At 66.5% G+C, this 24,299-nt stretch carries 22 protein-coding genes; 18 read left to right on the top strand and 4 right to left on the bottom strand.

The window, feature by feature from the left end; translation table 11 throughout:
* Nucleotides 1–246 precede the first annotated feature (246 nt).
* Nucleotides 247–2,214, top strand: a complete 1,968-nt coding sequence (locus tag ASD73_RS14190; RefSeq protein ID WP_056373038.1) for an alpha/beta hydrolase family protein — start codon at nucleotides 247–249, stop codon at nucleotides 2,212–2,214.
* 116 nt (nucleotides 2,215–2,330) lie between these two features.
* Nucleotides 2,331–2,984 (top strand): response regulator transcription factor, encoded by a 654-nt coding sequence (locus ASD73_RS14195; protein ID WP_235534428.1) that lies wholly within the window; start codon nucleotides 2,331–2,333, stop codon nucleotides 2,982–2,984.
* 172 nt (nucleotides 2,985–3,156) lie between these two features.
* On the opposite strand, the gene ASD73_RS14200 is transcribed toward ASD73_RS14195, so the two are convergent.
* Both ASD73_RS14200 and ASD73_RS14205 read right to left on the bottom strand, forming a co-directional pair.
* Nucleotides 3,157–4,203: a hypothetical protein gene (locus tag ASD73_RS14200; RefSeq protein WP_056373039.1), complete on the bottom strand. Its 1,047-nt coding sequence runs from the start codon at nucleotides 4,201–4,203 to the stop codon at nucleotides 3,157–3,159.
* Nucleotides 4,200–6,401, bottom strand: coding sequence for a thiamine pyrophosphate-dependent enzyme (locus ASD73_RS14205; RefSeq protein WP_056373040.1), 2,202 nt, complete (start codon nucleotides 6,399–6,401; stop codon nucleotides 4,200–4,202). Before ASD73_RS14205 ends, ASD73_RS14200 begins: the two co-directional genes overlap by 4 nt.
* 141 nt (nucleotides 6,402–6,542) lie before the next feature.
* On the opposite strand from ASD73_RS14205, the gene ASD73_RS14210 reads away from it, so the two are divergent.
* Genes ASD73_RS14210 through ASD73_RS14245 form a run of 8 tightly spaced genes read left to right on the top strand, consistent with a single transcriptional unit; the run spans nucleotide 6,543 to nucleotide 13,829 of the window.
* Complete coding sequence (locus tag ASD73_RS14210; protein WP_235534430.1) at nucleotides 6,543–7,232, top strand: DUF4129 domain-containing protein; 690 nt, start codon at nucleotides 6,543–6,545, stop codon at nucleotides 7,230–7,232.
* The gene (locus tag ASD73_RS14215; protein ID WP_056373680.1) at nucleotides 7,229–8,464 is read left to right on the top strand and encodes a DUF4350 domain-containing protein; all 1,236 of its coding nucleotides are present in this window, start codon (nucleotides 7,229–7,231) and stop codon (nucleotides 8,462–8,464) included. The genes ASD73_RS14210 and ASD73_RS14215 overlap by 4 nt, the downstream gene beginning before the upstream one ends.
* Nucleotides 8,454–9,416, top strand: a complete 963-nt coding sequence (locus ASD73_RS14220; RefSeq protein ID WP_082521552.1) for an AAA family ATPase — start codon at nucleotides 8,454–8,456, stop codon at nucleotides 9,414–9,416. Before ASD73_RS14215 ends, ASD73_RS14220 begins: the two co-directional genes overlap by 11 nt.
* Nucleotides 9,413–10,729, top strand: a complete 1,317-nt coding sequence (locus tag ASD73_RS14225) for a DUF58 domain-containing protein (RefSeq protein WP_056373043.1) — start codon at nucleotides 9,413–9,415, stop codon at nucleotides 10,727–10,729. The genes ASD73_RS14220 and ASD73_RS14225 overlap by 4 nt, the downstream gene beginning before the upstream one ends.
* Complete coding sequence (locus ASD73_RS14230) at nucleotides 10,726–11,769, top strand: stage II sporulation protein M (protein ID WP_056373044.1); 1,044 nt, start codon at nucleotides 10,726–10,728, stop codon at nucleotides 11,767–11,769. The genes ASD73_RS14225 and ASD73_RS14230 overlap by 4 nt, the downstream gene beginning before the upstream one ends.
* Entirely contained in the window at nucleotides 11,766–12,632 is an 867-nt protein-coding gene (locus ASD73_RS14235; protein WP_056373045.1) for an RDD family protein, read from the top strand. The genes ASD73_RS14230 and ASD73_RS14235 overlap by 4 nt, the downstream gene beginning before the upstream one ends.
* Nucleotides 12,619–13,320, top strand: a complete 702-nt coding sequence (locus ASD73_RS14240) for a nitroreductase (RefSeq protein WP_056373046.1) — start codon at nucleotides 12,619–12,621, stop codon at nucleotides 13,318–13,320. The genes ASD73_RS14235 and ASD73_RS14240 overlap by 14 nt, the downstream gene beginning before the upstream one ends.
* Before the next feature lie 2 nt (nucleotides 13,321–13,322).
* Nucleotides 13,323–13,829, top strand: coding sequence for a hypothetical protein (locus tag ASD73_RS14245; RefSeq protein ID WP_056373047.1), 507 nt, complete (start codon nucleotides 13,323–13,325; stop codon nucleotides 13,827–13,829).
* A gap of 10 nt (nucleotides 13,830–13,839) precedes the next feature.
* On the opposite strand, the gene ASD73_RS14250 is transcribed toward ASD73_RS14245, so the two are convergent.
* Complete coding sequence (locus tag ASD73_RS14250; protein ID WP_056373048.1) at nucleotides 13,840–14,274, bottom strand: hypothetical protein; 435 nt, start codon at nucleotides 14,272–14,274, stop codon at nucleotides 13,840–13,842.
* A 107-nt stretch (nucleotides 14,275–14,381) separates the two neighbouring features.
* Between ASD73_RS14250 and gyrB the strand changes: the two genes are divergently transcribed.
* Nucleotides 14,382–16,958 carry a DNA topoisomerase (ATP-hydrolyzing) subunit B gene (gene gyrB, locus ASD73_RS14255; RefSeq protein ID WP_056373049.1) on the top strand — a complete coding sequence of 859 codons (2,577 nt, stop codon included), beginning with the start codon at nucleotides 14,382–14,384 and terminating at the stop codon, nucleotides 16,956–16,958.
* A gap of 133 nt (nucleotides 16,959–17,091) precedes the next feature.
* Nucleotides 17,092–17,502, top strand: a complete 411-nt coding sequence (locus ASD73_RS14260; protein WP_056373050.1) for a septal ring lytic transglycosylase RlpA family protein — start codon at nucleotides 17,092–17,094, stop codon at nucleotides 17,500–17,502.
* Nucleotide 17,503: 1 nt separating this feature from the next.
* Here ASD73_RS14260 and ASD73_RS14265 read toward each other — a convergent pair whose 3' ends face one another.
* Nucleotides 17,504–18,433: a glutaminase gene (locus ASD73_RS14265; protein ID WP_056373051.1), complete on the bottom strand. Its 930-nt coding sequence runs from the start codon at nucleotides 18,431–18,433 to the stop codon at nucleotides 17,504–17,506.
* A gap of 101 nt (nucleotides 18,434–18,534) precedes the next feature.
* Between ASD73_RS14265 and ASD73_RS14270 the strand changes: the two genes are divergently transcribed.
* The 6 genes from ASD73_RS14270 to pdeM all read left to right on the top strand — a co-directional run bounded on the left by ASD73_RS14270 (nucleotide 18,535) and on the right by pdeM (nucleotide 24,138).
* Complete coding sequence (locus ASD73_RS14270; RefSeq protein WP_056373052.1) at nucleotides 18,535–19,008, top strand: VOC family protein; 474 nt, start codon at nucleotides 18,535–18,537, stop codon at nucleotides 19,006–19,008.
* Nucleotides 19,005–19,331: an ArsR/SmtB family transcription factor gene (locus ASD73_RS14275; protein ID WP_056373053.1), complete on the top strand. Its 327-nt coding sequence runs from the start codon at nucleotides 19,005–19,007 to the stop codon at nucleotides 19,329–19,331. The genes ASD73_RS14270 and ASD73_RS14275 overlap by 4 nt, the downstream gene beginning before the upstream one ends.
* Nucleotides 19,328–19,795, top strand: a complete 468-nt coding sequence (locus ASD73_RS14280; protein WP_056373054.1) for an SRPBCC domain-containing protein — start codon at nucleotides 19,328–19,330, stop codon at nucleotides 19,793–19,795. Before ASD73_RS14275 ends, ASD73_RS14280 begins: the two co-directional genes overlap by 4 nt.
* A 67-nt stretch (nucleotides 19,796–19,862) precedes the next feature.
* The gene (locus ASD73_RS14285) at nucleotides 19,863–22,271 is read left to right on the top strand and encodes a ligase-associated DNA damage response DEXH box helicase (protein ID WP_056373055.1); all 2,409 of its coding nucleotides are present in this window, start codon (nucleotides 19,863–19,865) and stop codon (nucleotides 22,269–22,271) included.
* Nucleotides 22,272–22,355: 84 nt separating this feature from the next.
* Nucleotides 22,356–23,381: a retroviral-like aspartic protease family protein gene (locus ASD73_RS14290; protein WP_056373056.1), complete on the top strand. Its 1,026-nt coding sequence runs from the start codon at nucleotides 22,356–22,358 to the stop codon at nucleotides 23,379–23,381.
* Nucleotides 23,382–23,421: 40 nt separating this feature from the next.
* The gene (pdeM, locus tag ASD73_RS14295; protein WP_056373057.1) at nucleotides 23,422–24,138 is read left to right on the top strand and encodes a ligase-associated DNA damage response endonuclease PdeM; all 717 of its coding nucleotides are present in this window, start codon (nucleotides 23,422–23,424) and stop codon (nucleotides 24,136–24,138) included.
* The last annotated feature ends 161 nt before the right edge of the window (nucleotides 24,139–24,299 follow it).

A 24,299-nucleotide genomic window follows, 5' to 3' on the forward strand; every position in this document is an offset into this window, starting at 1 on the left:
TCCTAGACAAGACGGTTATCGGAGCGAAATGCGCCCTGTTTTTTCAAGCACCCGAAAGATCCATAGAGATGCGAGCTTCAGAGTGCCCCACACACTATTCTCCAGCAAGTCTTCGCACGCCCAAATGTAGGTGGCGAGTATCATTTGATTTTCTCAACTAGTTCGGGAAAATACCCGCCGACGATATAGCTGTCTGTCTTTCGGGGGGAGGATGTGTTGGGGCTTGAGCGCAAGCATAAGCGGGACATGGCATGGGTGTCATTCGGCGCGTATCTCCTCGCCGCGACGGCGCTTCTTTTCTCTCCCGGCACGTTCGCCGCGGCCGATTCCAAAACGCCGCCTGTAACGCCGGGCTTTACCCCGCTACCGACCAGCGCCTTCGCCGAGCTTCCGTTCGTCGAAGATGTCGCCCTGTCGCCCGACGGCACGCATATCGCGGGGCTGTTCGGGATCGCGGGCGAACAGCGCATCATGATGATGTCCCTGCTGGGCGACCGGTCGAAAGGGGTGCGCATCACCGTTCCAGACCAGACCCAGGTCGCGTGGATCCGCTGGGTCGGAAACGACAATATCATCGTGGGCCTCTATGCATTGATGCCGGTCGAGGCCGACCGCTGGTATATTTCGCGGGTGATCGGCATCAATCGCGGGACGGGAAAGATTACAAAGCTGCTCTGGGACAGCGGCGGGCAGAATGCATCCGATGTCCTGTGGATTCCGTCCGACGGCAGCACCGAAATCCTCGTCGCGGCGCAAAACTCGATTTACGGCAGCAACCCCGACTTCTGGCCGGCGGTCTATCGCGTCGACGTGACGACGGCGCGCAAGCGGATCGTCGAAAGACCGCGCACCAATATCGTCGACTGGGGGGCCGACCATCTGGGCCAGGTCCGTTTCGGCATCGGCTATCGCGACGCGAGCACCCAATCGACGCTGCTGTTTCGATCGCATGGCGAAGGGTCGTTGCGCGTGATCGACAGCGCAAAGCTCGGCGCCGAAGAAGAATTGACTGTTCCTTTCCACTTCGTGCCCGGGAGCAACAACGGGTTCGTCATCAAGGAAGTCGAGGGCGGCCGGTCGGCGGTCGTCGAAGTCGACGTTCCGACCGGCAAGGCGGTGCGGACGGTCTACGCCGCCGACGATGCCGATGTCGAAAGCGTGTTGCTGCCATCGAACGGCTCGAAAATACTCGGCGTCCGGACCAGCGACCGCAGCACGCCCTTGCGCTGGATCGATCCGGCGATGGCGGCGCATCAAAAGACTCTTGAAGCGGCGTCACCGCAATCGAAGGTCCGGATCGAGAGCCTGAGCGCCGATCAGAGCAAGATGCTGGTGCGCTTCAGCACGCCCGACAATCCCGGCCTGCTTTTCTATTTCGACGCGGCGACGGGCGACCTGCTCAAGCTGGCGGCGATGAACGACACGATCGGCGGCAAGCGCCTCTCGCGCGGCCGGATGGTCCAGTACAAGGCGCGCGACGGGCTCGAGATCGAGGGCGTGCTGACAATGCCGCGCGGCCGGCGCGACAAGAATTTGCCCTTCATCGTCATGCCGCACGGGGGACCGTGGGGACATGACGAACTGAGCTATGACTATTGGGCGCAATTCCTCGCCGAACGCGGCTACGCCGTGCTCCAGCCCAATTTTCGCGGATCGACGGGCTATGGCGCCGCATTCGAAAAGGCCGGTCAGGGTCAGCTGGGCTTCGCGATGCAGGACGATGTCACCGACGGCGTCCACTGGGCCGTGAAGGAAGGCATCGCCGACCCGAAGCGGGTCTGCATCGTCGGCGGCTCCTATGGCGGCTATGCCGCGATGTGGGGGACCGTCAAGGATCCCGACCTGTATCGCTGCGCGATCTCGATCAACGGCGTCGCCAACCTGCGCCGCGAGGTCAATGATTTCGGGGGGATGATGCGCGAACGCCTTTATCGCGGCCAATGGCAGAAGATGACCCCCGATTTCGCCGCCGTCTCCCCGATCAACGCTATCGCCCGGATCAAGGCGCCGCTGCTGCTCGTCCACGGCAAGAAAGACGTCACGGTCGATCACGGCCAGTCGGCGCGCATGTATTCGGCGATGACGAAAGCCGGCAAGACGGTCGAGTTCGTGTCGGTTCCGCTCGCCGACCATTATTTCACGCGTCAGGCCGATCGCATGACCTTGCTGACGTCGATCGAAACCTTTCTCGCCAAGCATAATCCGGCCGACTGACCCGCGGGGCCAATCGCCGCCCGCCGGCCCGCGGTCCGCCGGCATGCTCCAGAATGGCGCCATCGCCGACCCTTCGCCGCTGTTCGCGCGGTGCGCTTGCAGGCATCGCAATTTTCGTGATCGAAAGCGGGGGCCATATCCATCTGATCCTGCCCGACGCCACCGAGCGGGCGGCCTGTTTCCGTGTGCTCGCGGCGGGGTCCGAACGGATCGTGCGCAGCTTTGCGAGCGCCGATGCATGGATCGAAGCCGAGGGGCCGGATTCGTGCGGGATCCTGCTCTTTCATTGGTGCCAGCCCGGCCGGACCGGCGGCGCGGCGCTGCTCGACCGCGTTGCGGCGCGCGCCGCAATCGTCGCCTTTGTCGCCGCCGAGCAACTGAGTATCGCCGAATCGCGTGCGATCCTGCGCGGCGGGGCACAGGATCTGCTGCCCGCGCCGCTCGACCCGCGCCTCGTCCGCCGCACGGTTGACGCGGCGCTCGCCGACTGGCGCGCACGGCAGGGCGCGCTCGACCGGCACCGCGAGGCCGAGGCGCGGCTGGCGGCGCTGACCCCGCGCGAGCGCGATATATTGGATGCGATCGCGGCGGGGCTCGGCAATAAGGCGATCGCGCGTCAGCTGGAATTGAGCCCCCGCACCGTCGAGGTGCACCGCGCGAACATCATGCGCCGCGCCGGAGCGGGCAATGTCGCCGAACTGCTGCGGCTGCAGTTCATCGCCGAGTTCGCGTGCGCCGCGCCGCGCAATCCGCTCCGTTTTGGCGCTTGATTGTGCGGGAACCCCGGCCGGATGCGGCGCAATGCGCCTATAAGGGACATGAACGGCGTACCGCCCTTGAGTTGGTCCCCATTGGCGCTGCCGTTCATCCGCATGGGGTCAACCCCACCTGATTCCATGCGAACGGGCCGGCAGGGGATGTTCCTCCCCTGCCGGCCCTATCTTATCCCGTGACGAGCGCGCGCTGTTCGGCACGGCCCATCGAGAGCAGGATCGGGTCGGCCGCCTGCCGCGCCGCGAAATCGGCTTTGCTCCGGATTCCCTGCCAGCCGATGCCGATCAGCGATTGCGCGATCGCACCGCCCAGCGTGTCGCCCGGGCCCGGCAGGATTATGACGTCGGGGGCATATTCCCTGACCGCGACCTGCACCGAGAGCGCGAAATCATAAGGCGCGAGGATCTGGTGCCCGAAAGTGTAGTCCCAGATCGCGGCCGGGTCGCTCGCGTGGCGGCGCCAGATATGTCCGCGCCCGTCGACCAGCGGCAGCGCGGGGCGGTGGAAGAGTGCATGCGGCAGTTCGGCCATCGCCTTGTCCGAGCTGCCGAACATCAGCGGGGTGTGGAACGGACCGTGGCCCGCGAGACGCAGCGGATCGCGCCCCGGCGTCGGCGGCGCTTCGGCGAGGAGGGCGGCGAGCCCTTCCTCATTGCCCGCGAGCACGAGCATCCCGGCAAGGTCGATCGAGAGCGCGATTGCGTGGCCGGGACGCGCACCGATATCGGCGACAAGACCGAGCAGCGTCTCGCGCAGCCCCGAGACCGGCCGCCAATCTTCGTCGACGACCTGCAACAGGATTTGCCCGCCCGGCCCGTGCGCCTGGCTGTTGAGCCCCATCGCGTTGCTGATACGGAAACCGTCCTCGACCGACACCGCGCCGCCCAAGGCGAGCGCGCTGTACCAGCCCATCGAATTGCCGGCGACGGCAACGACGTCATATGCGTCGCGGTCGATGCTGAGATAGTCGAGCGCGGTCGCGGTGTAGATCAGCGGCGCCGCGACATCGCCGCGCATGTGCGTCGCGACGCTGAAACGGTCGACGCCGTCGAGTTCGGTTACGGTTGGCTGGCCGCGTGTCCGGCGCTGCGCGTCGAAATTCGCGATCAGCTCGCCGAAACGTGCGCCGTGCAGCCGCGAGATGCTGCCTAGCTCGCCCTTGCCATAGGTGCCGCGGCCGGGGGCGACGACGAGCGCGGTCTGGCGCGCGCTCATGCGAGAAGCTCCTTCGCGGCGGCATAGATTGAATCGCGGCTCGGTAGCGTGAGTGTCGCCGCGCGGCCGAGCGGGATGAAGCTGTCGTCGGCGGCAATGCGTGCGAGCTTCTTGCCCGGCGTGCGCTCAACGAAGGTCGCCATCAGCGCCTCGCTCTGCGATCCGGTGATGCGGCATTCGTCGACGATCAGGATGCGGCTGGCATCGCCGACCGCGGCGACGAGCTTCTCCTCGTCGACCGGGCCGAGCCAGCGCAGATCGATTACGCGGGCGTTGACGCCGTCGGCAGCGAGTAGCTTTTCGGCCTGCCGCGAATAATAAGTGCCGTTGCCATAGGTCACGATCGCGAGGTCGGTGCCCTGCCCATGCACCCCGACATCGCCGAAGCGGATCGGCGTCTCCGCGCCCGGCGCCTCATAGGCGCTGGTCCACAGGCCATCGCCCTCTTCGTGCAGGTCGCGCGTCATATAGAGCGCGATCGGTTCGACGAAGACGACGACGCGCTGTTCCTCGCGCGCGAGCCGCACGCATTCACGAAGCATGGCGACGGCATCGCGGCCGTTCGACGGCACCGCGAGGATCACCCCCGGAATGTCGCGGAAGACCGCGAGGCTGTTGTCGTTGTGGAAATGGCCGCCGAAACCCTTCTGGTAACCGAGTCCCGCGATGCGCAGCACCATCGGGTTGGTATATTGACCGTCGGAGAAGAAACTGAGCGTCGCAGCCTCGCCGCGGATCTGGTCCTCGGCATTATGGACATAGGCGAGGAACTGGATTTCGGGCATCGGCAGGAAATCATTGTGCGCCATGCCGATCGCGAGTCCGAGAATCGCCTGTTCGTCGAGCAAGGTATTGACGACGCGCGCCGATCCAAAGCGCTGGTGGAGCTTCGCGGTGACGTTATAGACACCGCCCTTCGGCCCGACATCCTCGCCCGCGACGACGATCTCCTTGTGCGCGAGCATCAGGTCGGCGAGCGCCCAGCTCAAAAGCCGCGCCATATGCTGCGGCTTGTCCATCGCGCCGGCATCGCTGCCGAACATCGCCTTGCGATCCTCGTCCGACGGCGTGTTGGCGCGCGCCACCTCGCGCTTCGGCGGAATCAGGCTTTCCATCACATGCTTCGGGGTGGTGATCTTGGGGCGAAGGATTGCCGCTTCGGCCTGCCGCGCGAGCGTCGCGCCGATATCCTCATAGGCCTCTGCGATTTCGGCGGGCGACATCCAGCCATGTTCGGCCATCAGCGCCGCACCGGTGAGCAGCGGGTCGCGCGCTTCGTCGGCCTCGATCAGCGCCTTGGGAAGATAGGCGCCCTGCACGTCGGAGCCGGCGTGGCCATAGAGGCGCACCGTCGCCATGTGGAGGAAAACGGGCTTGCGGGTGCGGCGCGCATAATCGGCGGCTTCGGCGGCGCCGGCATAGGCCGAGACGAGGTCGGTGCCGTCGCATTTGATATAGTGCAGCCCCGCGCGGTGGCGGAACTGCGCCTCGATCCAGCCCGTCGGGGTGCGCGTCGAAATCCCGATGCCATTATCTTCGCAGAGGAAGATCAGCGGCATCGGCGAACCCTGGAACGCCGCCCAGCCCGCGGTGTTGAACGCGCCCTGCGCGGTCGAATGGTTCGCCGACGCATCGCCGAAGCTCGTCAGCACGACGGCATCATCGGGAAGCGGCAGCCCGGTCATGCCGAGGCGGCGCGCGATGCCGATCGAGAAAGCGGCGCCGACCGCCTTCGGCAAGTGCGAGGCGATCGTCGAGGTTTGCGGCGGGATATTGAGCGGTTTTGAGCCGATGACCTTGTGGCGTCCGCCCGAGATCGGGTCTTCGGACGACGCGGCGAAGCTCAGCAGCATGTCCCACGTCGGCGTGCCGCCGGGAAGCTGGCGCGAGCGGTGGAGCTGAAAGGCGTTCGAACGATAATGGAGAAACGCCATGTCGGTGACGCGCAGCGCCGCGGCGACCGCGGCATTGCCCTCGTGCCCCGACGATCCGATCGTGTAGAAACCCTCGCCCCGCGCCTGCAGATGGCGCGATAGCCGGTCCATCTGGCGGCTGGTCAGCTGCGACAGGAAGACATCGGTCGCGTCAGCGCGCGACAGGCCAACCACCGCAGGGTCGGGCGCGTCGGCGCGATCGGGCAGCCTTCCTTCGGCCAGCGCCGCCAGGAATTTTTCATGCACCGCCTGCGCTGCGTCCACCTTGGTCCTCCGTTTAAACTCTTCGCGCGCTAGAACGGGGCAGTTTCGCGCGCAAGCATGTCTTGCCTTCCCGATCAGGCTCGCGCTACCACTTACCGCGATGATCGACCGGGGCGGAACCACAATTTCAACATGATATCGATGTGGATCGCCCAGGCGTCGGCTGCGCCCGACACGCCCAGCCAGGGCTGGCTGCTCGATCCCGAACTCGTCGATCCGGGCTATAGCCAGACGGTCGCAGGCGGCGAGATCCAGACCGCCTTTCCGCCACCCCCGCCGCCTCCGCCGCCGACACCCGAGTGGCTGAAGTCGCTGTTCGATGCGATCGGCAATTTTTTCGAGTGGAGCGCCCCCGCCGCCAAGCCGCTGATGTGGATCGCGGTCGCGCTGGTGCTGCTCTTCCTCCTCTATCATTTCGTTCCCGCCTTCGCGCGCTGGGTCGACAATCTGCCCTTTCGCCGCAAGGCAGGCGATGCAGATGCGGAGGACGCCGCCGGTCAGGCCGAGGCCGGCGCAGCGCGCGCGCTGCTCGCCGAAGCCGACGCGCTCGCCGCTGAGGGGCGCTTTGCCGAAGCGGTGCATCTTCTGCTCTATCGCAGCGTCGAGGATATCGAGGGCCGCCGCCCCGGCCTCGTCAAACCCGCGATGACCTCACGCGACCTCGCCGAAGCGCGCGACCTGCCCGCGGCCGCGCAGGGCGCGTTCAGCCGCATCGCGCGCGCGGTCGAGATCAGCCTGTTCGGCGGACGGTCGATCGATGCCGGCGCGTGGGAGCAGTGCCGCAGCGCCTATGCCGAACTGACGGTGCCGAAGAATTGGGCGCGCGCATGAGCGATACGGCCGCGACCAGCGACGGCTTCAACCCGCGCCTGATCGCCGCGGTGGTCGCGATCGGCATCGTCGCTTTTGTCGCGCTGTGGGCGCTGATCGCGCTCGGCCCACAGGTCAGCAGCGGCAACGACGGCGGTGGTCATGCGCTGTCGAAGGCCGCGCCGGGCTATGCCGGCATCGTCGACCTCGTCGAGCGCGCCGGTGCCGACGTCGACCTGCGGCGCCGCGTCGAGACGGCGCGCTATGAAGACCATCAACCCTTGCTGGTGCTGACCCCGACGCACCGCACGCGCGCGCCCGAGATCGCCGAACTGATCGATGCCGAAGGCAGCACGCCGGTCGTGATCGTCCTGCCCAAATGGCAGACGATCGCGATTCCGGGACAGACGCCGAAGCCCGGCTGGGTCAGTGCTGGCCTGCCCGTCAGGCCGCCCGTCAAGATACTGCCGCCTGCCCATTTCGGAAAGGTCGAGATCAAGGCGGCGCCGAGCAAGGCGCAGCCGCTGCCGGCCGATATCGCAGGGCATCGCTTCACCACCTGGTTGCCGGGCAATGTCCAGACGATCGAAGGCGACAATCTGGAGACGCTGATCGCGGGGCCGAGCGGCGGGGCGGTGCTGGCGCAAGTCCGCGATCGCGACCTGTATATCCTCGCCGACCCCGACCTCATCAACAATCTCGCCTTCGCCTCGCGCGAAAAGGCGGTCGGCAGCGCTATGCTGGTCGACGCAATCGCCGATTACGCCGACGCCGACGGCCTCGCCTTCGATCTGACGCTGAACGGCTTTGGCGGCCAGCGCTCGCTGCTGCGCTTCGCCTTCGTCCCGCCTTTCATCGGTATCACGCTCTGCCTGATCGCGGCGGGGCTGCTCGCGCTGTGGCAGGCGTGGACGCGGTTCGGCCCGGCGCTCAATCCCCGTCGCGCGATCCCGGTGTCGAAGGCCGCGCTGATCGCGAACAGCGCCGACCTGATCCGGCAGGCGCGGCGCGAACTCGACGGCGCCGACGCCTTTGTGAAGAGCCAGCGCATCGCGATCGCGCGGCGGCTGCATGCCCCGGGCGGGCTCGACGACGAAGCAACCGACCGCTGGATCGACAAGCATCTGGGTGCGGGAAGCGAATCTTTCTCCAGCCTCGCGCGGCGCCTGCCGCTCGCGCGCAATACCCACGAGTTTCTAGAGGGCGCGCAAGCGCTGCACGACATCAGGAAGGATCTACTCCGTGACAGCTAATATCGAGAGCGTTCAGGCCCTCGGCGCCGCGATCGAGGGGGAGGTCGCCAAGGTCGTGTTCGGGCAGGGGCCGCTCACCCGCATGGTGACGATCGCGCTGCTCGCGGGCGGCCATGTGCTGCTCGAAGGCCCGCCGGGAACCGCGAAGACCCTGCTCGCGCAGGCTTTTGCCCGCGCGACGGGGCTCGCTTTCGGGCGCATCCAGTTCACCCCCGACCTGATGCCCGGCGATATTTTGGGGTCGAACCTGTTCAACTTCCAGACGTCGAGCTTCACCCTCACCAAAGGGCCGATCTTCACCGAGCTGCTGCTCGCCGACGAAATCAACCGCACCCCGCCGAAGACGCAGGCCGCGCTGCTCGAAGCGATGCAGGAACGGCGCGTGACGATCAACGGCGAGGCGCATGTGATGAGCCCCCGCTTCACCGTGCTCGCGACGCAGAACCCGATCGAGCAGCAGGGCGTCTATCCGCTGCCCGAGGCGCAGCTCGACCGCTTCCTGTTCAAGCTCGTCGTCGACTATCCCGCCGCCGACGAGGAACGGCGGATCGTCGCCGACCATGGCGGGCGTTTCAAAAGCCCCGCGGTCGCCGATTTCGGCGTCGCCGAGGTTGCGAACGCCAAGACCATCGAAGCCGCGATCGACACGATCGCGACGGTGCGGCTGGCCGACGAGATCGTCGACTATATCGTCCGCATCGTCCGCGCGACGCGCGAGAGCGCCGACCTTGAATGCGGCGCCAGCCCGCGCGCCGCGACCTTGCTCGCGCGCGCCGCCTGCGCCGCAGCGGCGCTCGACGGGCGCGATTATGTGATCCCCGACGACGTCCAGCGCCTCGCCGCCGGTGTGCTGCGCCACCGCGTCATCCTGTCGGCGGCGTCCGAGATCGAGGGCCGCAATGTCGAGCAGGTCGTCGCGGCCTTGCTCGAACGCGAGGACGTCCCGCGGTGATCTATCCGACCCGGCGCGCGATCTACTTGCTGCTGCTGGGCGCCCCGATGGCGCTCGCGCTCGGGCTGATCCGGCCCGAACTGTGGCTGGTCGCGCCCGGCTGGATCGGCGTCATCCTTGCCTGCCTGATCCTCGACACCATCGCCGGAGCAAACCCCCGCCACCTCGCCCTCGATCCGCGTTTTCCGCATCAGGTCGGGGTCGGCGATCCGTTCGAATTGTCGCTTGCCGCAACCGGGAGACTAGTGCCGCCCCGCGCCGAACTCGCGCTCGCGCTCGACGAACGGCTTGCCGAAGGCGGGCGGCTCGCGGACGATATGCGCCGGACGGCCACGGGCGAAGCGCTCGTCCGCACATTGACGCTCACCGCATCGCGGCGCGGGCAGGCGTTGATCGAGGCGCTGTGGATCCGCTGGGCGGGGCCGCTCGGGCTCGTCTGGAAACAGCGCAAATTTGCCATCGACGGCGCGATCCACGTCGTCCCCAGCCTGCGCGCGGTGACCGACGAGGGCAGCCGACTGTTCCAGCGCAACAGCTGGTTCGGCCTCCGCCAGCAACGCTTTCGCGGCGAAGGCACCGAGTTTGAGGCGCTCGCCGAATATCAGCCGGGAATGGACCGGCGCGCGATCGACTGGAACGCCTCGGCGCGCCACGTCAAATTGCTCGCCAAGGAATATCGCGTCGAGCGCGACAACCGCGTCGTGCTCGCGATCGACAGCGGACGGACGATGGCCGAGCCCGTCGGCGGCATGCCGCGCGTCGACCGCGCGGTGTCGGCGGCGCTGCTGCTCGCCTATGTCGGGCTGAAACTGAACGACCGGATCAGCTTTTTCTCCTTTGCCGCCAAGCCGCAGACGCTGACCCCCGCCTATATGCACACGCAGGATTTCCCGGCGTTGCAGCGCGCCGCGAGCCTGATCGACTATGCGCATGTCGAAAGCAATTTCACCCTCGCGCTGGCGACGCTGGCGACACAGCTCAACCGCCGCTCGCTGATCATCCTGTTCACCGAATTCACCGACGCGACGAGCGCCGACCTGATGATCCGCGCCGCGGGCCGGCTGGTGAAGAAGCACCGCCTGCTGTTCGTCGTGATCAAGGACGAAGAGGTCGAGGCCGAGGAACGCCGCCGCCCCGAAAGCGGCGCCGACGTCACGCGCGCGAACGTCGCCGCGGCGATGCTGCGCGACCGCCAGCTGGTGATCGCGCGGCTCCAGCGGCTCGGCGCCGACGTCATCGAAGTGCCCGCCGACGCGATGGGGGCGAGCGCGGTCGAAGCCTATCTCGGCATCAAACAGAAGGGCAGCCTGTGATTCCCCCTGCGGCGCCTGCCCGCGCGCTCGACGCCCCGAGCTTTTCGACGGGCCGTTTTCGCGCCGAGCGCGAGGCCGACTGGGTCGCGTTCGACCTGCTGCTCACCAGGCTCGAAAAGAAAGGCGCCGCCGCGCTGACCAGCGACGAGCTGTTGCAATTGCCCCTGCTCTATCGCGCAACGCTGTCGTCGCTGTCGATCGCGCGCGCGACCAGCCTCGACAAGGCGCTGCTCGACCATCTCGAGGCCTTGTCGATCCGAGGCTATTTCCTCGTTTACGGCGTGCGCGAAAGCCGCTGGAACCGCGTCCGCCGCTTCTTCCTCTACGACTGGCCCGCCGCGGTGCGCTCGGTGTGGAAGGAGACATTGATCATTTCGCTGATCATCCTGCTCGGCGCGCTGACCAGCTATTCGCTCGTCTCGAGCAACCCCGAATGGTATTTCAACTTCGTCGACGAAGAGATGGCGGGCGGCCGCGACCCGCGCGCGACGGCCGAATTCCTCCAGTCGACGCTGGGCCACGGCAAGGCAGCGGCGGCGAGCAAGGGCGAGAGCGGGCTGCACGTCTTTGCGACCTATTTGTTCACGCACAACAGCCAGGTGTCGATCCTGTCCTTTGCGCTGGGTTTCGCCTTTGGCGTGCCGACGATGATGCTCGAATATTATCAGGGCATCGGGCTCGGCGCGATGATGGCGGTCTTTTCGGCCAAGGGGCTGGGCTATGATTTCGGCGGCTGGCTGTTCATCCACGGCACCACCGAACTGTTCGCCGCCGCACTGTCGGGCGCCGCGGGCCTCAGGATCGGCACCGCGGTCGTCTTTCCCGGCGCGCGCGGACGGTTGCAGGCCGCAGCCGACGCCGGACGCACCGCGGGCAAGGTGATGGTCGGGGTCATATTGATGCTGTTCACCGCGGGCCTCCTCGAAGGCTTTGGCCGCCAGCTGATCACCGACACGACGCTGCGCTATGCGATCGGTTCGCTGATGCTGCTGTTCTGGCTCGCTTATTATTACATCCCGCGGCGCGAGGATGTGACATGACCGCCGCCGCCAATGCGAAGATGCGCGCCGCGAGCGCCAAAAAGATCCGCCAGTTCATCACGCCCGAAGGCGTCGACCTCGAATTGAAGATCGCCGGCTCGGGGCTGCGGTTCGGGGCGCTGCTGGTCGACCTGATCCTGATCCAGCTCGCGCTCTTGCTCTTCTGGCTGGCCGTGCTGTGGATCGGCGTCGCCTCGCGGTCCGACGTCACCGAGGCCATCTGGATGCTCGGCGCCTTCCTGCTGCGCACCTTCTGGTTCATCGGGTTCGAGCTGGGTTCGCGCGCGGCGACGCCGGGCAAAAGGCTGATGGGGATCCGCGTTGTCGCGCGCGACGGCGGTCGCCTCACCGCCGATGCGGTCGTCGCACGGAACCTGATCCGCGAGCTCGAAATCTTTCTGCCGCTGATGATGCTGGGGGTGGGCGTGGCCGAGGATGCGGTGTCGGGCTGGCTCATGCTTGCGGGTGTGCTCTGGTCGCTGACCCTCAGCCTGTTCCTGCTGTTCAATCGCGACCGGATGCGGATGGGCGACCTGATCGCGGGAACCTGGGTCGTGATGGCGCAGCGCGTGAAGCTCGACGCCGATATTGCGACCGATGCCGCGGGCGAGGCGATCGCGTTCACCGAGACCGAGCTCGCCGTCTATGGCATTTTCGAGCTGCAGGAGCTCGAACGCGTTCTGCGCGGCCGCGATCCGCGCGCGATGCGCGAGGTCGCCGATGCGATCCGCGCCAAGATCGGGCGGGCGATCGCCGAAGAGGATGACGTCTTCCTGCTTTCCTACTACCGCCAGCTCAAGGCCCGGCTCGAACGCAAATTGCTGTTCGGCAAGCGGCGGGAGGATAAATATGCCAGCGACTGACACCCCCGCAACCGAGAATGGCGTAACCCGGGCCCTGCACGCGCGCCGTTCGGTGCGCGCCTTCACCGACAAGCCCGTCGATCCGGCGCTGCTGAGAGAGATTTTCGCTGCCGCGCAGCGTGCGCCTTCGGGCGGCAACCTCCAGCCGTGGCAGGCAACGCTGGTCACGGGCGAGCGATGGCAGGCGGTGAAGGATGCTGTCGCCGCGCGGACCGCGATGGGGCGCGAGGGCTATGAGCCCGAATATGACATCTACCCCAAGGGGCTGACCGAACCGTGGGAAGCGCGCCGTTTCGGCGTCGGCGAGGCGCTTTACGCTTCACTCGGCATCCCGCGCGACGACAAGCGCGGCCGGATCGCTCAGTTCATGGACAATTACCGGGGTTTCGGCGCACCGGTGATGCTTTTCCTCCATTGTTCGCGCATCATGGGGCCGCCGCAATGGTCGGACATGGGCATGTGGCTGCAATCGGTGATGCTGCTGCTCGTCGAACACGGCCTCGCCAGTTGCCCGCAGGAATGCTGGGCGATGTACGGCGCGACGATCCGCCGCACGCTGGCGCTGGATGACGGGCAGATTTTGTTCACCGGGCTGGCGATCGGCTATGCCGATACCGAAGCGGCGGTGAACCAGTGGCCGGTGCCGCGCGCGCCGCTCGAAGACGTGATTGATTGGCAGGGATTTTAAAGATGATCAGCAAGCACCCGAATTTTCGCTTTGGCGTCGCGGGCGCGCTGATGCTCGTCGTCGCGGGCTGCACCGCGATCCCGCAGCCCGAAGCGCCGCCGCCCTCGCCGCGCCCGGTCGCGCCGACGCCGACACCCGCGCCGCTGCCGACGCCGACGGCAGGATGGGAAGATCGCACGGTCGACGCCGGCGCGTGGCGCTATGATGCGGGCAGCCGCACCGCGGCGTTCGTTCCGACGGGCAGCGCGAACCCGCTGCTCAGCCTGACGTGCAGCGGCGGCGGTATCCGGATGAGTTCGGCGCTCGCGGGCAATGTCAGCCTGCGGACGAGCGCGGGGGCCGATCAGATCCGCTTCGATAACGGCAGCGCGAACCTCGCGAACCGCGACCCGCGGCTCGACCGCATCGCGTTCAGCCGCGGCCGTTTCGCGCTCGAAACGCCCGGTGGCGGGGCGATGACGCTGCCCGTGCAGTCCGAAATCGGGCGTGTGATCGAGGATTGCCGGTAGCCGGCGAGGCTTAGCCGCCCAGCTGGACCGTTCCGCCCTTGATCCAGCCCCAGCGGCACGGACCCTGATATTCGCGCGCATTCGGCACCGACTTGCCGACACCGCACATGTCGGGATCGGTGCCGGGCGCGGCGAAGACAACGCCGAACCAGGCGTCATTCTCGGCCGCCTCGCACAGCGACACATTCGCGCCGCCCGCAAGCTTCGCCTTGACCGCGCGCGTCTCGTCCGGCGCCCAATAGACGTCGGTTCCGCCCGCCTTGACGCGGCTGATGCTCGAACAGGCGGGCAGGCTCGGCCCTTCGGTGCCGATCATCACCGCGCGCGTGGCGAGCGGTTCGCCGGCCACCGCGGGCGCATTTTCGGCGGGCGGCGCGGGCTGGCTGCATGCGGCGAGCGAGGCAATCAGAAGGGCGGCGGCGGGGAAGACGAGACGATGTTTCATGCCTCTGAAACTAGCCGCCGCGAGCCCCCCGCGCAACGCTCGTCGCGACACGACCAAGAGCCGCATTTTCGCTTGGGTTTTGCCGCCTTCGACCCTATATAATCGATATGACGGACACCCCAGAAAATACGGCGCCGGTCGCGCCCGCCAACCAGCCCAACACCAACGCCTACGGCGCCGATTCGATCAAGGTTCTCAAAGGCCTCGACGCGGTGCGCAAACGCCCGGGCATGTATATCGGCGACACCGACGACGGGTCGGGTCTGCATCACATGGTGTTCGAGGTTTCGGACAATGCGATCGACGAGGCGCTCGCGGGGCATTGCGACCTTGTCCTGATCACGCTCAACAGCGACGGATCGGTCAGCGTCGAGGATAATGGCCGCGGCATCCCGACCGGTATCCATGCCGAGGAAGGCATTTCGGCAGCCGAGGTCATCATGACCCAGCTCCACGCCGGCGGGAAGTTCGAGAACACCAGCGACGACAATGCGTACAAGGTGTCGGGCGGCCTGCACGGCGTCGGCGTCTCGGTGGTCAACGCACTCAGCGAATGGCTCGAACTCACGATCTGGCGCGACGGCGAAGAGCATTGGATGCGCTTCGAACATGGCGATTCGGTCGGCCCGCTCAAGGTCAACGGCCCTGCCCCCGCAGGCAAGAAGGGCACGCGCGTGACCTTCCAGGCGTCGACCGAGACGTTCAAGAATGTTCTCGAATTCGATTTCGAGAAGCTCGAGCATCGTTACCGCGAACTCGCCTTCCTCAATTCGGGCGTCCGCATCAAGCTCGTCGACGCGCGCCATGCCGAGCATGTGAGCCACGACCTGTTCTACGAAGGCGGCATCGGCGCATTCGTCCGCTATCTCGACCGCAACAAGACCGCGCTGCTTCCCGATCCGATCGCGATCAGCAGCGAGCGCGACGGCATCGGCATCGATGTCGCGCTCGAATGGAACGACAGCTATTATGAAAATGTCCTCTGCTTCACGAACAACATCCCGCAGCGCGACGGCGGCACGCACCTCGCGGCGTTCCGCGCCGCGCTGACGCGCACGCTGAACGGCTATGGCGACAAGTCGGGCATCCTCAAGAAAGAGAAGGTCTCGCTGACCGGCGAGGATATGCGCGAAGGACTGACCGCGATCGTCTCGGTCAAGCTGCCCGATCCCAAGTTCAGCTCGCAGACCAAGGACAAGCTCGTCTCGTCCGAAGTGCGCCAGCCGCTCGAAAGCCTGATGGCCGACCGGATGACCGAATGGCTCGAGGAAAATCCCGCCTACGCCAAAGCGGTGATCCAGAAGGTCATCGACGCCGCCGCGGCGCGCGAGGCCGCGAAAAAGGCACGCGAACTGACCCGGCGCAAGGGTGCGATGGACATCGCCTCGCTCCCCGGCAAGCTCGCCGACTGCCAGGAACGCGACCCCACCAAATGCGAACTCTTCCTTGTCGAGGGCGATTCGGCAGGCGGATCGGCGAAACAGGGTCGTGACCGCAAGGTTCAGGCGATCCTGCCGCTCAAGGGCAAGATCCTGAACGTCGAGCGCGCGCGCTTCGACCGCATCATCTCGTCGAAGGAAGTCGGCACGTTGATCCAGGCGCTCGGGACGGGCATCCGCGACGAGTTCACCCTCGAAAAGCTGCGCTATCACAAGATCGTGATCATGACCGACGCCGACGTCGACGGCGCGCATATCCGCACCTTGCTGCTCACCTTCTTCTATCGCCAGATGCCCGAGATCATCGAGGGCGGCCATCTCTACATCGCCCAGCCGCCGCTCTACAAAGTCGCGAAGGGGCGCAGCGAGGTCTATCTCAAGGACGATACCGCGCTCGAAAATTACCTTGTCGACGGCGGCATCGACGCGCTGATGCTCGAGACCACGGGCGGCGCGCGGTCGGGCGCCGACCTCCGCGACCTGATCGAGCATGGCCGCCGTCTGCGCGCGCTGATGCGCTATGTCCCGCGCGGCCATAATTATGAGCTCGTCGAAGCCTTGGCGCTGAACGGCGCGCTCGATCCGGAGCTCGACAGCGGCGGACGCACCGCGGCGGGCGTTCGCGCCGCCGAATGGCTCAACGCTGCCGAACGCGCGCTCACCGGGGGCGCCGAAGCGAAATGGACGATCGTCGCGGTTGACGGCGGCTATACGCTCGAAAAAAGGTGGCGCGGGGTCAGCGACCATCACGCGATCGACGCCGCTTTCCTCGCGAGCCAGGAGGCACGCCGTCTGCACAAGCTCGCGAGCGAACAGGCCGACACCTACGCCCATCCGGGCCGTTTGGTGAAGGGCAGCAGCGCCGCGGCAATGGCCGCCGACGCCGCCGCGCTGGCGGCCGCCGACGCGGCCGAAGACGATGCCGACGCGAGCGACAGCGACCTGCCCGCCGCCACCGCCGGCAAGGTCACGCCGATCACGCGTCCGTCCGAACTGCTCGAGGCGATCTTCGCACACAGCCGCAAGGGTCTGGCGATCAGCCGCTACAAGGGGCTGGGCGAGATGAATGCCGAACAGCTTTGGGAAACGACGCTCGACCCCTCAAACCGCTCGCTGCTGCGCGTCGAAGCCGATCAGGCCGATGTCGCGCACGAAATCTTCGAACGGTTGATGGGCGACGAGGTCGAACCGCGGCGCGATTTCATTCAGACCAATGCGCTGTCGGTGGCGAATCTGGACGTATAATTACAGTTATTGTTCCGTTAAAACGGAACAAATCGCACATCCGGACGCAAATAATGTTCCGTTTAACGCGCGGCGGCTTGCCTTGGCAGGCCGCCACTGCTTTTGGCGCCTCCTCTGACAAGGGGATGATGTCATGCGGGTCTTTTCTGCCATGATGATGCCGCTTCTGCTCACGGTCTCGGCCGCGGCGCAAGAAGTCGAAGTTACCGACAATCCGATCGCCGACATTGTCGACGAGACAGAAACCGAAATCGGTGGCGGCGTGGCGAGCTATTACGGCAACGAGCTTGCCGGCAACCGCACCGCGAGCGGCGAACGCTTCGACCCCGGCCAGCTCACCGCAGCGCATCGCTCGCTTCCCTTCGGCAGCCTCGTGCGCGTCACCAACACGTCGAACGGCGACAGCGTCGTGGTACGCATCAACGACCGCGGCCCCTTTGCGCATGGCCGCGTGATCGACGTCAGCACCGCCGCGGCACGCGAAATCGGCATGCACCGCAGCGGCACCGCGCGCGTGAAGCTGGCTTTGCTGAGCGACGATTAAGTCAGTCGAACACCGACCAACCCGCCGCATAAGCAAAATGTTCGAGCGCGACCGCGCCGGCGAGTGACGTTCCCGCCTCATTGAGCGCGGGCGACCAGACCGCGATCGATCCCTGCCCCGGCGCGATGCACAGGATGCCGCCGCCGACGCCGCTCTTCCCCGGCAGGCCGACGCGAAAGGCGAACTCGCCCGAATTGTCATAGTGACCGCACAGCATCATGATCGCGTTGATGCGCCGCGCGCGGTGCGGCTCGATCAGCTGCTCGCCGGTCAGCGGATCGCAGCCTTCCATTGCGAGAAACAGCCCGGCGCGTGCAAGCTGGCGGCACGACATGGCGATCGCGCACTGTCGGAAATAGACGCCGACCACCGTTTCGACCGGATGCTTCAGGTTTCCGAACGCGTCCATGAAATGCGACAGGCTGCGGTTGCGCGCGCCGGTTTCGGATTCGGAAAAGGCGACGTCGAAATCGATTCCGACATGGTCGTCGCCCGCCCGCGCGCGCATGAAATCGACGATCTCGTCGGCGACCGCGTCGCCGCTGCGCCCGTCGATCAGCCGGTCGGTGGTTGCCAGCGCGCCGGCGTTGATCAGCGGATTGCGCGGAATGCCATGCTCGCTTTCGAGCTGAACGATCGAGTTGAACGCCGACCCCGACGGTTCGCGCCCGACGCTGTCCCACAGCGAACTGCCGACGCGGCGCAGCGCGAGCGCCAGCGTGAACACCTTTGACACCGACTGGATCGAAAAAGGCTCGTCGGCGTCGCCCGAGGTGTGGACGGTGCCGTCGGGAAGCGCGAGCGCGAAGCCGAGCTTGTTCGGATCGACCTTGGCGAGCGCCGGAATATAGTCGGCGACGCGCCCTTGCCCGAGATGTGCCGCAGCGAGCTTCATCGCCTCTTCGATATGATTGCGCAGGTCGTCGGTCATGGCGCTTCGCCTAGCATAATCGCCGCGCAAAGCATGTATTTTCATTTTTATGAAAATATTCTATGAAGTGGAAATCAATCAGGCGACTCGGGAGAAGCAACATGGTCGATCATCCGCGCGGCAAGGGGCTTTCGAGCGCCGTCAGTTATCAGGACAGCAAGGCGGCGTTCCGCTGGCTGGAGGAGGCGTTCGGGTTCGAACCCTTGTTCGTGCTGCTCGACGAAGCGGGCAATCTCGCGCATTCGGAAATGGGGTATGGCAATTCGGTGGTGATGGTCGGCAATGAATGGTCGGACGATCACAAGAGCCCGAAATCGATCGGCGGCAAGAACACGCAATCGGTGCATGTCCAGCTGAACGCTGGCGACAATATCGACGCGCATTGTGACCGCGCGCGCGCCGCGGGGGCCGACATCATCGCCGAACCCGAAACGCAATTCTACGGCGACCGCAGCTACCGCGCCAAGGACCCCGAGGGGCATATCTGGACCTTTGGCGTGACGGTCGAGGCGAAGACCGCCGAACAATGGGATGCCGAGGGCGGCTTCACCACGAAGACGCGGCTCGACGATTGAGCGCCGCGCTCGACCGGATGCTGGGCGCGCTCGCCGATCCGAAACGGCGGCGCGCGATCGAACTGCTGGGCGAGCGCCCGCGCAGCGCGGGCGAACTCGCGAGCGAACTCGGCCTCGCGCCGCCGGCGATGAGCCGCCATTTGCGCACGCTGAAGGAAGGCGGGCTCGTCGAGGACGGCCATCCGACCTTCGACGCGCGCGTGCGCATCTATTCGCTCAGGGACGGCGCGACCGCCGAACTCAAGCAGTGGCTGGCCGAGACCGAAGCGCTGTGGTCGCACCAGCTCGCGGCATTCAAACGCCATGTCGAGGGCGGCGCATGACCGCTGCGGTGATCGTCGCCCTGCGCATCGGCGTGCCGCCCGACGTCGCCTTTACCGCTTTCACACGCGATATCGGCACCTGGTGGAAGAGCCATCCACTGTTCCAGCTCTCGCGACGCGGCGACGGCGCATTGCGCTTCGACCCTGCGGGGCCAGACGGCAGGCTGGTCACGCGCTTCGACGACGGCAAGGAGTGGGAGATCGGCCCAGTGCATCACTGGCTGCCCGGCGAGCGGCTGGCGTTCGGCTGGCGGCTGCCGAGTTTCGAGGCCGATCAGGCGACCGAAGTCGACGTGCGGTTCGAAGCTGTTGGGAACGAGACGCGCGTGACGGTCGAGCATCGCGGGTGGGACGGCATCCCGCAGAAGCATGTCGCGCGGCACGGGTTCGAGCTGATGCTGTTCCAGCGGCGGCTGGGCGAGCATTGGCGGGGGCTGCTGAAGGGGATGAGCGAGGGTCTCTAGTCCCCCTCCCGCAAGCGAGAGGGGAGAAAAGCTTGCCCCGTACGGTTCGCCGCCCCACGTTCCGCATATGGACCTCCCCGCCCCTTTCACCGACTGGTTCGCCGCGCGCGGGTGGCGGCTCAGGCGGCATCAGGCCGATATGCTCGCCGCGGGTGACCGGGGCGAGAGCGCATTGCTCGTCGCCGCGACCGGCGCGGGCAAAACCTTGTCGGGGTTCCTGCCCACGCTCGTCGATCTGGCGCAGCACCCGACCGACCGGTTGCACACGCTGTATGTTTCGCCGTTGAAAGCCCTCGCCGCCGACGTCGAGCGCAACCTCCTTGGCCCGATCGCCGAGATGGAACTCGACATCAGCGTCGAGAGCCGCAGCGGCGACACATCGTCCGACAAGAAGGCGCGCCAGCGCAGCCGCCCGCCGAACATCTTGCTGACGACCCCCGAATCGCTGTCGCTGCTGCTGTCCTGGCCCGACAGCTTCACGATGTTCGCCGATTTGAAGACCGTGGTGATCGACGAGATCCACGCCTTTGCCCCCGGCAAGCGCGGCGATCTGCTGAGCCTTGCGCTGTCGCGGCTGCAGAGGATCGCGCCGGGGCTGCGCCGCGTCGGCCTGTCGGCGACGATCGCCGATACGACCGCCTATCGCGGCTGGCTCGCACCCGATGGCGATCCCGATGTGGTGACTTTGGTCGAGGGCGAAGCCGGCGCCGATCCCGAGATCGGCATCTTGCTGCCCGAGGGCGCGGTGCCGTGGGCAGGCCATTCGGGCCGCTGGGCGGTGCATCAGGTGATGGACGAGATCGCGAAGAACCGCACGACGATCATCTTCTGCAACACGCGCGGGCTTGCCGAGCTGACCTTTCAGGAGCTGTGGAAGGTCAACGACCTCAGCCTGCCGATCGCGATCCATCACGGCAGCCTCGACCGCGAGGCGCGGCTGCGCGCCGAGGCGGCGATGGCCGAAGGGCGGCTGCGCGCGCTCGTCGCGACGTCGAGCCTCGATCTCGGGCTCGACTGGGGCGACGTCGATTGCGTGATCCAGATGGGCGCCCCGAAGGGCTCGTCGCGCCTGCTCCAGCGCATCGGGCGCGCGAACCACCGGCTCGATGAACCGAGCAAGGCGCTGATCGTGCCGGGCAACCGCTTCGAATATCTCGAGGCGCGCGCGGCATTGGATGCGGTCGAAGCAGGCGAACGCGACGCCGATCGCTTTCGCCCCGGCGCGCTCGACGTGCTCGCGCAACATGTGATGGCGCTCGCGTGCGCGGCGCCGTTCCGGGAGGAGGCGCTGCTCGCCGAAATCCGCTCGGCGGCGCCGTACCAATGGATCGATGCGCCGATCTTCGCGCGGCTGCTCGGCTTCGTGCGCGACGGGGGCTATGCGCTCAAAAGCTATGACCGCTTCCGCCGCCTCGCCCCCGACGGGCAGGGCGGCTGGCGGATCGCGCATCCGCGGCTGGCGGCGCAGCACCGGCTCAACGCGGGAATCATCGTCGAGGCGCCGATGGCCGATGTGCGGTTCAAAAACGGCCGGCGGCTCGGCAAGGTCGAGGAATATTTCGCGAGCACGCTGTCGCCCGGCGACACCTTCGCCTTCGCCGGCCTCAGCCTCGAGGTCGAGTCGATCCGTGACACCGACCTGATCGTGCGCGCGACGACGCGGCCCGCGCGTATCCCGAGCTATATGGGCGCGCGTATGGCGCTGACGACGCGGCTCGCCGACCGGGTGCGCGGTTTCCTTGCCGATCCCGCGAGCTGGCAGCGTTTTCCCGAGGATGTGCGTTTCTGGCTGGAGATGCAGGCGCTGCGATCGGCGCTGCCGCGCCCCGGCGAGCTGCTCGTCGAGACCTTCCCGCACGAGGGCAATCATTATCTCGTTTGCTACCCGTTCGAGGGGTGGAACGCGCACCAGTCGCTGGGCATGCTGATCACCAAGCGGATGGAGCGCGCGGGGTTGCAGCCGCTGGGCTTCGTCGCGTCGGACTATGCGATCGCGATCTGGTCGCTGCGGCCGGTCGCGCATCCGCAAAATCTGTTCGATTCGGAGATCCTGTCCGAGGAGTTCGTCGAATGGGTCGAACGGTCGCATTTGCTCAAACGCGCGTTTCGCGAGGTCGCGGTGATCGGCGGGCTGATCGAGCGCCAGCATCCGGGCAAACGCAAGACGGGCAAGCAGGTGACCTTTTCGACCGACCTGATCTTCGACGTGCTGCGCAAATATGAGCCGGACCATCTGCTGCTCGAAGCCGCGTGGGCCGATGCGCGCGAACGTCTCACCGACGTGGCGCGGCTCGGCGACCTGCTCGACCGCGCGGCAGGGACGATGCTGCACCAGAAACTCGACCGGATCAGCCCGCTCGCGATCCCGGTGCTCGTGCTGATCGGGCGTGAGAATGTCGCGGCGGCGGACATCGACGACGCGCTGCTGGGTGAGCTGGCGGACCGCCTGGCGGAAGAAGCCATGCGCCCCGGATAAGGCGGCGCGGCGCATCCGGCGTTTCGCTTGCTGCGACGCCCGATGAGGCGTAGATTACGCCCAAACATAATGAGGATGCCAGCGATGACCCAAGCTATCCAGCGGTCCGTCCTGTTCGCGCTGCTGATCGCCGCCCCCGCGCTGATTGGCGCGACCCCGGCTTCCACCGATCCTGCGCCTGTTCCGGCCCCGGCCGGCGACGTCGTCGCACCGCCGGTGACGGTCGTGCCCTTTATCCAGCCGTTCGACCTCGACGCGAGCCGGCGCATGTCGGTGAAGGTCATGGTCGGCGGCAAGGGCCCTTTCTCCTTCCTCGTCGACACCGGCGCCGAGCGGACGGTGATCGCCCGCGAATTGGCCCAAAGGCTGGGACTGGCCGAGGGCGCGAAGTTGCGGCTCGCCACGATCGGCGGCGCGGCGACGGTGCCAAGCTACCGCGTGGCCGCGCTGCAGATGTCCAACCTGCACCTTGCCGCGGTCGACGCGCCCGCCTTTTTCGGGCGGCATATCGGCGCCGCGGGGCTGATCGGGGTCGACATGCTCGAAGAGCGGCGCGTGCTGATCGATTTCCGCAAGGAAAGCATGCAGATATTAGAAACGCGGCGCCGCGCGCCGTCGCTCATCAAGGACAATGACGCGATCGTCGTCACCGCGCGCAATTCGGCGGGACGCCTGATCCTGTCCGATGCGCGGCTGAACGGCAAACGCATCGACGTGATCGTCGACACCGGGGCGCAGACGAGCGTCGGCAATATGGCGTTGCAAAGGCTGGTAGCAAGCAAGCGCGCCAACCGTTTTCCCTTTGTCGCTACGATCCTTGACGCGGTCACGGGCGAGGAAGTGACCGCAACGCGCACCGCGATCAAGCGCATCGTGATCAACGGCATGGACGTCAACGACCTGCCGGTGAGTTTCGCCGACGGCCAGGCGTTCCGCGCGCTGGGCCTGCACGAACGGCCCGCCCTGCTGCTGGGGATGGACAGCCTGTCGATGTTCGACCGCGTCGAGATCGATTTCCCGAACAAGCGCGTCGTATTCGACCTGCCCGACGGAGCGCATCGCGAGTCGGGTCAACGCTTCGCCGCAAATGGGATCGCCGCTGGCGGCTAGTCCGCTTGCGGCGGGGCCCCGTCGCAGCCATAGCGGGCATATGTCCACCGCCGCGACCTTCGATTTTGCAGGCCAGCAGTTTCAGATGCTGGCCGACCGGGCGCTGTTCTGGCCGCGCCACGGCGCGCTGATCGTCGCCGACCTGCATCTGGAAAAAGCGAGCTGGTACGCCGCGCTCGGCCAGCCGCTGCCGCCCTATGACAGCCACGACACGCTCGACCGGCTCGCCGCGCTCGCGGCCGAAACCGATGCGCGCGCGATCTGGTGCCTCGGCGACAGTTTTCATGATCGGGGCGCAGCGGAACGCATCGTCCCCGCGGTCGCCGAACGCCTGTTCGGGCAAGCGGCGTCGGCGAAGCTGCTGTGGATCGCGGGCAATCACGACGGGCTGACCGGCGGCGCGTGGGGCGGCGAGGTCGCCGACGAGCTGGTCATCGACGGCATCGTTTTTCGCCACCAAAGCCTTGCCCGCGAGACGCGGCCGGAAATTTCGGGGCATTTCCATCCCAAATTGCGGCTCAACATCCGCGGCCATGCGGTATCGCGCCCCTGTTTCGCGGGCGATGCGCAGCGGCTGATTCTTCCCGCCTTCGGTGCCCTGACGGGCGGGCTCGCGGTCGACGACGCGGTCATCGCGGCGAATTTTGCCGGTGCGTATGAAGCGATGCTGGTCGCGCGCGGTCGCTGGCTCTGCTTTCCTTGCCCCGGCCGGGCCGCCGATGACGCTACGGCAAGCCGCGCGCTTGCCGCGCGCTAGCGCCTAAGCCCCGCCGAACAGGCGCTTTTCCGCCTGTGACCAAAAAGCATCACCCCACCAAAAACGACGCAAATACGTGCCCCCCGCTGGATCGGCCGCGCAATTGAGTTATGCTCCGTCCGCAACAAAAATAAATAAATGTTGAGAGGAGTGCCCGATAT

This window comes from Sphingopyxis sp. Root154 (assembly GCF_001427105.1).
Lineage (GTDB): Bacteria > Pseudomonadota > Alphaproteobacteria > Sphingomonadales > Sphingomonadaceae > Sphingopyxis.

Bases quoted from the DNA above. Each gene is read 5' to 3' on its own strand.
- ASD73_RS14200 (WP_056373039.1), bottom strand. From the start codon at position 4,203: ATGAGCGCGCGCCAGACCGCGCTCGTCGTCGCCCCCGGCCGCGGCACC.
- ASD73_RS14210 (WP_235534430.1), top strand. From the start codon at position 6,543: ATGTGGATCGCCCAGGCGTCGGCTGCGCCCGACACGCCCAGCCAGGGC.
- ASD73_RS14235 (WP_056373045.1), top strand. From the start codon at position 11,766: ATGACCGCCGCCGCCAATGCGAAGATGCGCGCCGCGAGCGCCAAAAAG.
- ASD73_RS14260 (WP_056373050.1), top strand. From the start codon at position 17,092: ATGCGGGTCTTTTCTGCCATGATGATGCCGCTTCTGCTCACGGTCTCG.
- gyrB (WP_056373049.1), top strand. From the start codon at position 14,382: ATGACGGACACCCCAGAAAATACGGCGCCGGTCGCGCCCGCCAACCAG.
- ASD73_RS14285 (WP_056373055.1), top strand. From the start codon at position 19,863: ATGGACCTCCCCGCCCCTTTCACCGACTGGTTCGCCGCGCGCGGGTGG.
- ASD73_RS14245 (WP_056373047.1), top strand. From the start codon at position 13,323: ATGATCAGCAAGCACCCGAATTTTCGCTTTGGCGTCGCGGGCGCGCTG.
- ASD73_RS14190 (WP_056373038.1), top strand. From the start codon at position 247: ATGGCATGGGTGTCATTCGGCGCGTATCTCCTCGCCGCGACGGCGCTT.
- ASD73_RS14265 (WP_056373051.1), bottom strand. From the start codon at position 18,433: ATGACCGACGACCTGCGCAATCATATCGAAGAGGCGATGAAGCTCGCT.
- pdeM (WP_056373057.1), top strand. From the start codon at position 23,422: ATGTCCACCGCCGCGACCTTCGATTTTGCAGGCCAGCAGTTTCAGATG.
- ASD73_RS14240 (WP_056373046.1), top strand. From the start codon at position 12,619: ATGCCAGCGACTGACACCCCCGCAACCGAGAATGGCGTAACCCGGGCC.
- ASD73_RS14215 (WP_056373680.1), top strand. From the start codon at position 7,229: ATGAGCGATACGGCCGCGACCAGCGACGGCTTCAACCCGCGCCTGATC.
- ASD73_RS14290 (WP_056373056.1), top strand. From the start codon at position 22,356: ATGACCCAAGCTATCCAGCGGTCCGTCCTGTTCGCGCTGCTGATCGCC.
- ASD73_RS14250 (WP_056373048.1), bottom strand. From the start codon at position 14,274: ATGAAACATCGTCTCGTCTTCCCCGCCGCCGCCCTTCTGATTGCCTCG.
- ASD73_RS14280 (WP_056373054.1), top strand. From the start codon at position 19,328: ATGACCGCTGCGGTGATCGTCGCCCTGCGCATCGGCGTGCCGCCCGAC.
- ASD73_RS14270 (WP_056373052.1), top strand. From the start codon at position 18,535: ATGGTCGATCATCCGCGCGGCAAGGGGCTTTCGAGCGCCGTCAGTTAT.